General features: G+C 54.9%; 8 protein-coding genes. 7 read left to right on the top strand and 1 reads right to left on the bottom strand.

Going from position 1 to position 12,061, the window contains the following annotated elements; all coding sequences use genetic code 11:
* Nucleotides 1-45: 45 nt before the first annotated feature.
* On the bottom strand, nt 46-645 hold the full coding sequence (locus tag PG900_RS01410) for a 4Fe-4S dicluster domain-containing protein (protein WP_017781341.1): 600 nt from the start codon (nt 643-645) through the stop codon (nt 46-48).
* Nucleotides 646-1,401: 756 nt separating this feature from the next.
* Between PG900_RS01410 and PG900_RS01405 the strand changes: the two genes are divergently transcribed.
* From PG900_RS01405 to PG900_RS01375, 7 genes are all read left to right on the top strand, one after another.
* Nucleotides 1,402-2,985 (top strand): AAA family ATPase, encoded by a 1,584-nt coding sequence (locus PG900_RS01405; protein ID WP_270830764.1) that lies wholly within the window; start codon nt 1,402-1,404, stop codon nt 2,983-2,985.
* Nucleotides 2,978-3,841, top strand: a complete 864-nt coding sequence (locus PG900_RS01400) for an HNH endonuclease (protein ID WP_257684881.1) — start codon at nt 2,978-2,980, stop codon at nt 3,839-3,841. Before PG900_RS01405 ends, PG900_RS01400 begins: the two co-directional genes overlap by 8 nt.
* Before the next feature lie 551 nt (nt 3,842-4,392).
* The gene (kup, locus tag PG900_RS01395; protein ID WP_270798694.1) at nt 4,393-6,261 is read left to right on the top strand and encodes a low affinity potassium transporter Kup; all 1,869 of its coding nucleotides are present in this window, start codon (nt 4,393-4,395) and stop codon (nt 6,259-6,261) included.
* A 505-nt stretch (nt 6,262-6,766) separates the two neighbouring features.
* Nucleotides 6,767-7,432 carry a 4Fe-4S dicluster domain-containing protein gene (locus PG900_RS01390; RefSeq protein WP_270798697.1) on the top strand — a complete coding sequence of 222 codons (666 nt, stop codon included), beginning with the start codon at nt 6,767-6,769 and terminating at the stop codon, nt 7,430-7,432.
* Complete coding sequence (gene hyfB, locus PG900_RS01385; RefSeq protein WP_270798698.1) at nt 7,432-9,303, top strand: hydrogenase 4 subunit B; 1,872 nt, start codon at nt 7,432-7,434, stop codon at nt 9,301-9,303. Before PG900_RS01390 ends, hyfB begins: the two co-directional genes overlap by 1 nt.
* 1 nt (nt 9,304) lies before the next feature.
* Nucleotides 9,305-10,258, top strand: a complete 954-nt coding sequence (locus PG900_RS01380; protein WP_270798701.1) for a respiratory chain complex I subunit 1 family protein — start codon at nt 9,305-9,307, stop codon at nt 10,256-10,258.
* A gap of 80 nt (nt 10,259-10,338) precedes the next feature.
* Complete coding sequence (locus PG900_RS01375) at nt 10,339-12,057, top strand: hydrogenase large subunit (RefSeq protein WP_270798704.1); 1,719 nt, start codon at nt 10,339-10,341, stop codon at nt 12,055-12,057.
* Nucleotides 12,058-12,061: the final 4 nt, after the last annotated feature.

Here is a 12,061-nt window from a genome sequence, read left to right as displayed (position 1 = left end):
ACTCACACTCTTGTTTGTTAACGAAAAACGGCTCGGCAAGCCCGCTCACACCCGCGCCGGCATCGCCAGCAGGGCCTCGGCACTGGCCAGCTGTTTCTGCCGGTTCAGGGTGTCAAGATGGGCCGGCGTGACCAGCCGCAGCGCCTGGGTCGGGCACACCTCGACACAGGCGGGGCCCGCCTCACGGTGCTGGCAGAGATCGCACTTGAGCGCCTGCGCCTTGGTCTGCGGCCGTTTGAAGAGCGAATCGGCCGTGGGGGCCACCTCTTTCACCACCACCGCCATGGCGCCGTAAGGACAGGCCACCACGCAAGACTTGCAGCCGATGCAGCGCGCCTGCAGCACCTTGACGCAGCCATCCTCGCTGACGATGGCGTTGTTGGGGCAGGCCATGGCGCACGGCTTGTCTTCACACTGGCGGCAGAGCACCGGCGTGGTCACCTTGCTGCCCACGATCACCTTCAGGCGCGGCTGAAAATGGCTGTCCTTGGAGACCAGATGTCCATCCTCGATGGCAAGATGCAGGCCGCCCTCCCGCTCAAGGGTCCCGCTGCAGGACCCTGACTGGTGTGAAACGGCGCAGGCCACCTCACAGGTACGACACCCAATACAGAGACTGGGATCTGCAATCACGAAGCTGTTCATAGAGAGGGATCCTAAATGGTTCGTTACACCCGACCGCCCTCACCCACCTGGCAGGCGACAACGCGGTCTGCCCCCACAAAGCATTTATCAGACCAACACGGGAAGATGACCCACCATAAAATCACAACCATATGAAAATAAAGGGATAATATGGATAGCGAAGGCGGTATTTGCCGTAACTGACGAGGGTGACTAAGGGGCCGCCCCCCTGCTCGACATGACAAAAGTGACGAGGTCGACACCCCAGTAACAACCCTCTGTCCCATCGGATGGGGCGACATCTCGACGGCGTGTTGAGAGGCATAGCGGTAAGAGAGCTCAAGGCTGCGCCTAACAGCCCTTCTAAACGGTAGATCGCCGGCGATACTGTTTAGTTTGGTTATCTAGATAACTGAACACACAAAGAAAGGTTTCTCCCCTATTAATAAAGAATTTGTTGAGCCAAGTCAGGTTTCTAACGCCTCCCACTTCTGTTTTTCACCCAGCCGATTAGCATGTCCCAGATGGTAACCAACTCTGTTGGGATTTTTCCATGGAATGGATAGATCAAACAACGCGGGTTAATAGAAGCAAACTGGGGGCAGAATTTTTGGAAAGATAATATATATTCATGTAGGTTAAAATGAATACAACAACTTTATTTATTACTACAGCAATGAAATACAAAGCAAATTAAGTCTCAATATAATTATAAATACAACCACCGGTTAATTATACTAGCAGCATTGATGTTATATATAAAATCAGGGAGAAGAAATGGAATTTCAGGTCATATCTAGAAAATCATGGGTGCCAAGTAATGGACGTGACACCGTATATTTAAAAATAGACAATTGGAATGATTACTCATTCGTTACCATGTTTCATATGTCATACTACGATCATAGTGGTGTATTATATGACATTGGAGATGTAAAAATTGCATTTAAAGGACAGTCGATAGAGGTTGAGACTCATAGTAAGCTCCCCAAAAAGTTCAGTTTCTTAAGTGATGAATTCTTTTCTTTAGGTGAGAACGTTGATTTTTACAAAAAAATATCATCCTTACAAAATTCGGTTGGAATTAATATATTAAATGCTATAAGAGATATTGTAGTACAACAAAATATTATTGATGATATTTTAGATGAGGATGTTTTCAGAGTTTCTTTGCTACGTAGCGCTAGCCTTTCTATGATAAAAGGACAGTACTCTAGAATACTTGAAAATAAGCCTGAGCTAACAAATTTTAAATTCAGGTTCATTCGTGATGATATAGAATTACAAGAAAAAACATCACTAGACTTTGAAGTTCAAGTAGGGGCTACACCAAGCACTAACATTCATGCAATAATTGGTAGGAATGGTGTAGGTAAAACAACTTTGCTAAATGCTATGATTGATGCCATTACCGATAGAGAAAACTCCACATCTAAATTTATGGATATGGAACAATGGGGGGAATCAAGAATTTCATCTGATTATTTTAGTAGCCTAGTCTCTGTATCGTTTAGTGCCTTTGACCCGTTTCCTCCCCCTAAAGAACAACCAGACCCAACGAAAGGAACATGTTATTTTTATATCGGATTAAAGGACCCTAATGATCATAATAGGAACTTAACTATTCGAGATCTTCAAAAAGGCTGTGTTGATGCATTAATTAGTTGCTTTTACAAATCCCCAAAATATGACCTTTGGAAAAAATCCATAGAAAAACTAGGTTCAGATGATAATTTTTCCAATATGAAACTGGATATATTGCATGATATATATGTAGATATGCACAGGCGACTTTCAAATCATAAAAAACAAGGTAATGAATATTTTAAAGAAAAATATTTTGATGCTATTACCCCATATCTTTCTAAAATGAGCTCTGGTCACGCTATTGTACTACTTACCATAACGAAGCTAGTCGCTACCGTAGAAGAAAAAACAATCGTATTACTTGATGAGCCAGAGTCTCATTTACACCCACCGCTTTTATCTGCTTTTATTAGGACCCTTTCTGATTTGCTGTATGATAGAAATGGCCTTGCCATCATAGCTACACATTCTCCTGTTGTTTTACAAGAGATTCCCCGATCTTGTGTTTGGAAAGTATATCGAGTAGGTTCTAGTATTTCATTTAACCGCCCAGATATTGAGACCTTTGCGGAGAACGTGGGCATATTAACAAGTGAAGTTTTTAATTTAGAAGTTGAACTTTCTGGATTTCATGACATCTTGGCAAGAGCAGTTAGTTCTGGAAAGAACTATACAGATATAATCTCTGATTTCGATGACAACATCGGATTTGAAGGCCGTGCAATTCTTAAAGCACTTATTGTAAATCGGGATCGGAGTTCTACAGATGATTAAACTAAACAATCCAAATTATGACTTTGAAGAAGCCATTGATGAATGTATTTATGGCATAGTTGGAAATGATGAATTAAGATATAAAGTAATAAATAACAAACCAGCTTTAATTGATTTTGGAAATCAATACTCAAAGGTAGCAGGTATTGGTAAGTTATATTCCATTGCACCTATCAATACCGATGTTGAAAATGATCCAAATGTTATAGATACGCTAAAAAAATCTGATTTAGTGAAACTCTATGACCAATATTTCGTTCCGGAAAATAAAGCGGCTAGAAAGATATATGATTCACTATTGAACTCAGCACAAGAGAAATGTCCATTCTGTGGAGGAATTGGTACGCCCAGAAATCTAGATCACTTCTTACCTAAAGCACATTTTCCGCAATTTTCTGTTCTTCCGTGTAATTTAGTACCTTCATGTCGTGACTGTAATATGGATGGTAAAGCGCAAAGCTTTGCAATTAAACCTGACGAACAAATAATTCAACCTTATGTGGACAATCCTCGTTTTTTTATAGAGCAATGGATTTATTGTGAATATAGTATTGAAGATAATGATGAAATAGGTGTATTTAATTATTTCACTAATCCTCCTGAAATCTGGGACCCTATAGATAAAAATCGAGTAATAAAACATTTTTGTGATTTTAACTTGGCTAAACGTTACTCAACAAAAGCAGCTGAGCAATTAGGAATAATTAGAATGCAGATAAGAAAAATGCAAGAATCACATTTACCTAGCGATGCCATAATAAATATATTATTACAACCAGGTGTAGATGCTGCACCATTCCCCAACCATTGGCAAAAAAGTATGTATCAAGCTTTGATTAATTATTACCACCCTTAACATCTTAAGCCAGTGGTGCAATTCACTCCATTAATTGCACCATACATTTGTATTAATTATTATCACCTAATTTTAAAGGGGCCGTCTTTTCGACTGTTTTTTCCCCACTTTTTGTCCTTCCCCTAAACAATAAAGACCCTATTGATCCTCATTCATGTTCTCTTTGGGCACTGATAAGTAATTTATTGGCTAGCATTTTATCGTTTATTTCTTAGCCAGCTTGATGCAAAACGCTGGCAAAAATGGATCGCCAGCTAAAACAATCACTTGCCAGGGTGTGGGCGGGGTATTTCAATCAGTGGCCAATTAATAATTTCGTTAGCCACCCCTTTTTGATTATTTATACCTGAGCATAAACCTACGACGGGTGTGTCATTATACCCTTAACGGCAGATGAACAGACTGTGTCCCATGATGAGCCTCTTTATATCCAGTTAGCTCCCTTTCCCATCGCAATCCATTAATGCGTTCCTGCGGCACCTGCCGCACGCCCGATAGACGGGGGCGGCCCGTGCTGGCCAATCGTCACCATCAAACTGACAGACAACTTCATGAACGGTAATCACAAACAAGCCCTGTCCGGCGTTACGCTGGCGGCGATCGGCGTGGTCTATGGCGACATCGGCACCAGCCCGCTCTATACCCTGCGCGAGTGCCTCTCCGGCCAGTTCGGTTTCGGGGTGGAGCCCGCCTCCATCCTGGGCTTTCTTTCACTGATCTTCTGGCTGCTGATCCTGGTGGTCTCGGTCAAGTATCTCTCCTTCGTGATGCGGGCCGACAACGCCGGCGAAGGGGGCATTCTCACCCTGATGTCGCTGGCCACCCGCAACACTCCGGCCAAGTGGACCCCCTTGCTGATCATCCTGGGGCTGATTGGCGGCAGCTTCTTCTATGGCGAGGTGGTGATCACCCCGGCCATGTCGGTGATGTCGGCCATCGAGGGCTTGAACATCGCCGCCCCCTCCCTCGACCCCTATATAGTGCCGCTCTCGGTGCTGGTGCTGACCCTGCTGTTCGCCATCCAGAAACACGGCACCGCCACCGTGGGCAAGCTGTTCGCCCCCATCATGCTCACCTGGTTCATCACCCTGGCGGCGCTGGGTCTGAACAGCATCTTCCAGCACCCCGAGGTGCTGGGAGCGCTCAACCCCGTCTGGGCGCTGCGCTTCTTTGCCAAGTACCAGACCGCCTCCTTCTTTGCTCTCGGCGCCGTGGTGCTGGCCATAACAGGGGTGGAGGCGCTCTACGCCGACATGGGCCATTTTGGCAAGAGCCCGATCCGGCGCGCCTGGTTTATGGTGGTATTGCCCTCCCTGGTACTCAACTACTTCGGCCAAGGGGCGCTGCTGCTGGCCCATCCCGAGGCCATCACCAACCCCTTCTTCCTGCTCGCCCCGAAATGGGCGCTGCTGCCATTGCTGCTGCTGGCGACCCTGGCGACGGTGATCGCCTCGCAGGCTGTTATCTCCGGGGTCTTTTCGCTGACCCGGCAGGCGGTGCGCCTCGGTTATCTCTCACCCATCCGCATCGTGCACACCTCCGAGCAGGAGTCCGGCCAGATCTATATTCCAGTCATCAACTGGATGCTCTATATCTCGGTGGTGATCGTCATCATGAGCTTCGAGCACTCCAGCAATCTGGCGGCGGCCTACGGCATCGCCGTTACCGGCACCATGGTGCTCACCTCCATCCTCTCCTGCTCGGTGGCTCGCCACAGCTGGCACTGGAACAAGTACCTGGTGGCCGCCCTGTTTATCGCGCTGCTGGCAATCGACGTGCCGCTGTTTGCCGCCAACCTCGCCAAGATCTTCTCCGGCGGCTGGCTGCCGCTCACCCTGGGCGCGGTGATGTTCACCGTGATGACCAGCTGGAAGAGCGAGCGCTTTCAGCTTATTCGCCGCCTCAACGAGCACGGCAACTCGCTGGAGCCGATGATCGCCTCGCTGGAAAAATCCCCGCCGACCAGGGTGGCCGGCACGGCGGTCTATATGTCGCGGGTGGTCAACGTCATCCCCCACGCGCTCCTGCACAACCTCAAGCACAACAAGGTACTGCACGAGCGGATCATCCTGCTCACCCTGCGGGTGGAAGAGGTGCCCTACGTTCACAACGTGCGCCGGGTCTGCATCGAGCAGCTCTCCCCCACCTTCTGGCGGGTGGTGGCAAGCTACGGCTGGCGCGAGACCCCCAACGTGGAGGAGATCTTCCACCGCTGCAACGCCGAGGGGCTGAGCTGCCGGATGATGGAGACCTCCTTCTTCATGGCCCACGAGTCGCTGATCATGAAGGAGCGCCCCTGGTATCTCTACCTGCGCGGCAAGCTCTTTATGCTGCTGCAGCGCAACGCCCTGCGCGCGCCGGATCAGTTCGAGATCCCGCCCAACCGGGTCATCGAGCTGGGCTCGCAGGTGGATATCTGATGGCGTGAGTTGCGCTAAAGAGAGAGGGCGGCATTGGCCTCCCTCTCTCTTTTTACCGTTAATCCCAATGACCGCCCCTCATCCCCAGCCCTTCTCCCACGAGGGAAGAAGGGAGCACACCACGGCGACCATATGCTGCAAACGGTGCAATTCACTTCGTTCTTTGCACCCTACCTCCCGGCATGCTGCCGATATGTTTCCGTTCTCGTGCGTCCGATTACGCTTCGCTAATCGAACCTACGGTTTCAAGACAGACGGTTTCTATCCGAACAGACTCGCCGCCGTAGGGTGCGTTTTCCAAGGTGACGAACCCTCCCGGCGGCTTCGTCACAAGTGACGAACGTCACGCTTCGACAGCAAGACAAGGCCTCAACACCCGTCGATGCTATTTTTAACATCTTTTAAAAACAAATACTTACACTCATCCGGCCAGGCAAAACCAAGCTGGCCCGTATCTTGCCAACCTGCCCCTACTTTCTCCGTTCGCGACACGACAAGGTAGGCTATGAACCGCTTCGTTATCGCTGACCCCAAGCTTTGTATCGGCTGTGGCACCTGTATGGCTGCCTGCAGCGAGGTACACAAGGCGCAAGGTTTGCAACAAGCCCCCCGTTTAACCGTTATGCGACACGAGCAGGCGACCATGCCGGTTCAGTGCCGTCACTGTGACGATGCCCCCTGCAGCAAGGTGTGCCCGGTCGAGGCAATTCGCCAGACCGGCGATTGCGTGCAACTCAACGAGTCGCTCTGCATCGGCTGCAACCTCTGCGCCGTGGCCTGTCCCTTTGGCGCCATCCAGAGCGGCGGCAGCCGTCCGGTGGCCGTGGCCACCAGTTACGACACCTATATCCCCTGCTCCATCCGCTCCAGCAACCCCTCCACCTCTGCCGGCCTGCGCTGCTTTGGCGAGGATCTGCTGAGCTGGGAGCCGGGCGTGCGCAGCATCGCGGTCAAGTGTGACCTGTGCGAATTTCGCGCCGACGGCCCGGCCTGTGTCGATGCCTGCCCCTCCCAGGCGCTGAAGCTGGTCAATGACGGCGACACCGAACGCGCCGCCCGTATCCGTCGCCAGCAAGCGGCCGACACCAACCCGCAAGGGGCCTCTGCCTTCTCGGCGCCCGCCACGGCGCGCCCTGCATCCGATTTATCTACCACAGAGGGAGCGTGCTGATGTTGTCCCCCCTTGTTATGGCCACGCTCCTGCTCTTTTTGCTGGGCGCTGCCGCCGGTCTGCTGCTGCAAAAGCTGCCCGCACTGGCCAACCGCCTCAACAGTGGCTTTGCCCTGCTGGGCTCGCTCGCGGGTCTGGTCGCCGCCATCCAGATCTTTGCTCAAGGCGCCCCCGTCGACGGCCAGCTCTGGCTGCTGGGCTCAGTGCACCTCGACATGCTTGCCGCGCTGATGCTGCTGGTGATTGGCACCGTCGGCGTCGCCGTCGCCCTCTACTCCTTTGCCTATATCCGCGAATATCAGGGCAAGGGGGATGTGGCCATCGGCGCGCTGATGAACCTCTTCCTCTTTGCCATGGTGGGCATGGTACTGGCCGACAACGCGCTCGGTTTCTTGCTCTGCTACGAGCTGGTGACCCTCACCACCTACTGGCTGGTCAAGACCAACCCCGAGGCCGCCAAACAGAGCCGGCTTTACTTGGTGATGAACCATATCGGCATGGCGCTGGTGCTGATCGCCTTCTGGCTGCTCTGCCGCGAAAGCGGTTCGCTGGAGTTCGCCGCGCTGCGCGAGCACCATCTGGCGGGCGGATTGGCCTCCCTGGTGTTCCTGCTCAGCTTCTGCGGCTTTGGCCTGCGCGCCGGTTTTGTGCCACTGCACGGCTGGCTGCCGGTGGCCGAGCCCGTCGCCCCTTCCCATATCTCGGCGCTGATGTCCGGCGTCATGGTGAAGCTGGGTCTGTTTGGCATCTTGCGGGTCAGCATCGATTTTCTCGGCGCCAGCCAGCTCTGGTGGGGCTATGTGGTGCTGATCTTCGGTGCCTGTTCGGCGGTGCTCGGGGTGCTGTTTGCGCTGGCCGAGCATGACCTCAAGCGGCTGCTCGCCTACCACACGGTGGAGAACATCGGCATCATCCTGATGGGGATGGGGATCGGCATGATCGGCATCGCCAACCAGCAACCTGCACTGGTGGTGCTGGGGCTGCTCGGCGCCCTCTATCACCTGCTCAACCACGCCATCTTCAAGAGCCTGCTCTTTATGGGCACCGGCTCTGTGATGTTCCGCCTGCACACCCGTGACATGGACAAGATGGGGGGGCTGGCCAAGCTGATGCCCTGGACCGCGCTGGCGTTCCTCATCGGTGCCATGGCCATCTCGGCGCTGCCACCACTGAACGGCTTTGTCAGCGAGTGGTTTATCTATCAGTCGCTCCTTTCCATGACCAAGCTCGGCACCTCTGTCGTTGCGCCGCTCGCGGTGGTGATGCTGGCGGCGACCGGCGCCATGGCGGTGATGTGTTTCGTCAAGGTGTACGGCATCTGCTTCTGCGGCGCCCCGCGCAGCGAGAAGGCGAGCCACGCCCGCGAAGTGCCGGGCGCCATGGTGGCAGGCACCCTGTTGCTGGCCGCGGTCTGTCTGGTGCTGGGTCTGGGCGCCCCCTGGATTGCCCCCCATATCGCCAGCTATGGCCAGGCATTGGTAAGCGGCCAAATGAACGTGGCCACTAGCGCCACCCTGCTGCCACTCGACAGCTCACAAGCGATCCTCTCCCCGCCCGTTATCGCCATCACCCTGCTGGGGCTGTTCCTCATCCCGCTGCTGGTACTGGCCATCTTCAAGGGGCCCAAGCTGGGTCGTCGTCACGCTGGCACCCCCTGGGCCTGTGGTTACGCCTATGAGGAGCGCATGAGCCTCACCTCGGGCGGTGTCACCCACACCTTGCGCCAACTTTGCGCGCCGCTCTATCGCAAGCAGCCGCAGCTCGATCTGGCCAGCGCCCTGCACGGGGTGAGCGATACCAGCGGGACGACCGGCTGGCTGCTGCATGGCGTGGTGCTGGCGCTCTTTATCCTGATGGCTGTAGGAGTCTGATATGCCTGTTCTTGAAATGCCGAGCTGGGGCATGGTTGCCCTCGCCCTGACCCAGGCCATCGCCATGCTGGCGCTGGCGCCGCTCGCCACCGGTTTCAACCGGGTGCTGCGGGCCAAGATGCACTCCCGTCAGGGGCCGGGCCTGCTGCAGGATTACCGGGATATCGGGAAGCTCCTGCGCCGTCAGGAGGTAACCCCCGAGCCTGCCGGCATCCTCTTCAACCTGATGCCTGCGTTGCTGATCGCCGCCTTGCTGCTGGTAGGGATGGCACTGCCGACCCTGACTCACGAGTCCCCCTTCCCCATCGCCGGGGATCTCATCACCGACATCTATCTGTTCGCCATCTTCCGCTTCTTCTTTTCGCTGGCGGGGCTCGACAGCGGCAGCATGTTTGCAGGGATCGGTGCCCGCCGCGAACTGACGCTGGGCATTCTGGTGGAGCCCATTCTGGTGCTCGCCTGTTTCATCATGGCGATGATGGTGGGCAGCTCGGATCTGGGCAACATCAGCAGCTATGTGGCGACCCAGCCACTGGCCGCGCCCATCGCCACCCTCTTGGCTGGCGCCGCCTGCGCCTTTGCGGTGTTTGTCGAGATGGGCAAGCTGCCCTTTGACTGCGCCGAAGCCGAGCAGGAGCTGCAGGAGGGGCCGCTCACCGAGTATTCCGGTGCGGGTCTGGCCCTGCTCAAGCTCTCCATCGGCCTCAAGCAACTGGTGGTGGTGCAGCTCTTTCTGGTGATTTTCCTGCCCTTCGGCAAGGCGACCAACTGGAGTCTGCCGGCACTCATCGGCGCGGCGCTGATCCTCGCCTGCAAGCTGCTGGTGGCCTTTTTGCTGGCTGGCATCATCGAAAACGCCATGGCCCGTACCCAGTTCGTGCGCACCCACAAGCTCACCCGCTACGGCTTGGGGCTGGCCCTGCTGGCGCTGCTCGCCTATCTGGTCGGGATCTGAATCATGCCCGCCAGCACAGCAACTTTTTCCGATTTCATCATTTGTGAATGCTCATTCCCGAACATTAAAGTGAGAACTGCATGACCATCGCCATTTCGGATCGCATCGGCTGCGACTACATCCAGCAGGTGCGAGCCCAACTACCCCACGCCATCGTCGACGAGGAGTGGCAAACCGCCGATCAGGCCACCATTACCGTCAAGCCCACCAGTCTGGTCGAGACGGCCAGCCTGATCTTCCACCAGCTGGGGGGCTGGCTTCCGCTCTCCTTTGCCAATGACGAGCGCAGCCTCAACGGCCACTTCGCCGTCTACCACGTCTTCTCCATGGAGGGTGACACCAAGTGCTGGATCACAGTCCGGGTGCTGGTGGATGCCGATACTCAGGAGTACCCCTCCATCACCCCGACCATTCCGGCAGCGGTGTGGGGCGAGCGGGAGATCCGTGACATGTACGGCCTGCGCGCCATCGGCTTGCCGGACGAACGTCGTCTGGTACTGCCGGATGACTGGCCGGAGGATATCCATCCCCTGCGCAAGGACGCCATGGATTATCGCCAGCGCCCGATGCCCACCACCGACACCGAGACCTACCCCTTCGTCAATGAGCTCGGCAGTGATGCCAACCGCATCGTGCCGGTCGGCCCGCTGCACATCACCTCGGATGAACCGGGGCACTTTCGTCTGTTCGTCGATGGCGAAGACATCATCGATGCCGACTACCGCCTCTTCTATGTCCATCGCGGCATGGAGAAGCTGGCGGAAACCCGCATGGGCTACAACGAAGTGGCGTTTCTGACCGACCGGGTCTGCGGCATCTGCGGCTTCACCCACAGCGTCGCCTATACCACCTCGGTGGAGAACGCCATGGGCATTGCGGTGCCGGAGCGGGCCAAGATGATCCGCGCCGTGTTGCTGGAAGTGGAGCGCCTGCACAGCCATATCCTCAACATCGGCCTGTCGAGCCACTTCACCGGTTTCGACACCGGCTTTATGCAGTTCTTCCGGGTGCGGGAGAAATCCATGACCCTGGCCGAGCTGCTGACCGGTGCGCGCAAGACCTACGGTCTCAACCTGATTGGCGGGGTGCGCCGCGACATCTTCAAGGAAGATCGCATCAAGGGTGCCCAGCTGGTGCGCGAGCTCCGTGATGAGCTCAAACCCCTGGTGGCCATGCTGCTGGATACCGCCAACATCTCCTCCCGCCTCATCGGCATCGGCAAGCTCGACCCGCAGATTGCCCGCGATTTCAGCTGCGTCGGCCCCATGGTGCGGGCGAGCGGCTTCAAGCGCGACGTGCGCCGGGTCCACGACTTTGCCGGTTACCGCGAGCTGCCGATGGAGATCCAGACCAAGGCGGGTTGCGACGTGCAATCCCGGGTGCTGGTACGCATCCACGAGCTCTACGACTCCCTCGACATGATTGAGTTCGGTCTTGAGCACCTGCCCGAAGGGCCGCTGCTCACCGAAGGCTTTACCTATCAGCCAGGCAAATTTGCGCTGGGCTTTACCGAAGCGCCCCGCGGCGAGAACGTCCACTGGAGCATGACTGGCGACAACCAGAAGCTGTTCCGCTGGCGCTGCCGCGCCGCCACCTACGCCAACTGGCCTGCTCTGCGCTACATGCTGCGCGGCAATACCGTGGCGGATGCGCCGCTGATTATCGGCAGTCTGGATCCCTGCTACTCCTGTACCGACCGGGTTACTCTGGTCGACCCCAAGAAGGGCAAATCCACCGTGGTCTCCTACAAGGAGATCGAGCGCTACGGCATCGATCGCAAAAACTCTCCGCTGAAATAAGGGG

This window comes from Aeromonas sp. QDB03, from assembly GCF_027707985.1.
Taxonomy (GTDB): Bacteria; Pseudomonadota; Gammaproteobacteria; order Enterobacterales; family Aeromonadaceae; genus Aeromonas; species Aeromonas hydrophila.
This window is presented reverse-complemented; position numbering and strand designations above follow the sequence as displayed.